Origin of the sequence: Halorubrum sp. GN11_10-6_MGM (genome assembly GCF_005435165.1) — an archaeon.
Lineage (GTDB): Archaea > Halobacteriota > Halobacteria > Halobacteriales > Haloferacaceae > Halorubrum.
On record NZ_SGUC01000081.1, the window covers coordinates 1 to 1,042 of the forward strand.

A 1,042-nucleotide genomic window follows, 5' to 3' on the forward strand; every position below is an offset into this window, starting at 1 on the left:
TCAGTACCTCACAAAGCATCCTCGACTAGCTGTTTCTGAAGCCTGAGTTTTGTATCGAAGCGGTTGTACTGACGGTCTCGACGGGAGAATCACGGACCGATCGACGGGGAGTTGTCGCTGTCGGCGGCGGTCAGCCGCCGACGCGACAGCGTCGCCACTCTCGCCGCAGGCGTTCCCGGTCGGTGGTTAGCGGTAGAATCGGTCGTCGGGTGGTCGGTTCGCGGGGACGGCCCGACGCACCGCGAGGGCCGTCCACGCAGCTCGTCGAATCATATTGACGAACTCCTTGTACGGCCACCACCAGAGGCGACGCCCGCCTCGGCGGGGCGTCGCCACATACTCGTAGTGAAGGTACCGCCAGACGTTCTGTAAGAGGAGACTCACCACAACGTACAGCAGCCGTACCGTTGGATCTCGTGTTGTCGTTGTCGCTATCGCTTGCTCAAACAACCGATAGCTCGACTCGATACCGAACCGCTTGCTGTAGTGGTATCGAGCGTCGCGTGGTGAGTCGACAAACGGCGCGTCAGCGGCGTAGCCGTGACGCGCCACACCGTTTTCGTCATACTTCCCGTTTAGGTACGTACAGTCGATGTAGACGGGAAACTCGACGGTCCAGCTGTGACCGTCGAGTTTCCCTGTCAGATCGTGTTGAATGGCACGACTCCACCCTTCCGAGAGCTCTTGCTGAATCGTCTCACCCCACCGGATGATCGGGATCACGTACGCGTAATCGTGCGCTTGAAGCAGCGTGAGACACTTGCTGTCGTAGAATCCGCGATCAAGGTAGACGGCCTTGACCTCGGTGTCAAGGCCGTCGAGGACACCGAAGAACTCAGCGAGGACGCTGCTGGCGGTATCGCCGTCTTCGAGACGGCGTACCGCCAGCGTGTAGCGTTTGTTCTTCACACGCGCGTAGAGTGTAGCGTACGCGTGGAACGCGGTTGTTCCACGCTTTGCGACCGAGTGATAGAGGCCGTCTGTGTCGTCTTCGTCGCCGTAGTAGGGTCGCAGGTGGAAGTCTGCGCAGACTTCCACCTGC

Annotated in this window: 1 protein-coding gene; it reads right to left on the bottom strand. The window is 60.0% G+C overall.

Annotated elements, in window-relative coordinates; translation table 11 throughout:
• Window positions 1–186 precede the first annotated feature (186 nt).
• A partial coding sequence (locus tag EXE46_RS16160) for an ISH3 family transposase (protein ID WP_137689360.1) occupies window positions 187–1,042 on the bottom strand: 856 nt, incomplete at its 5' end.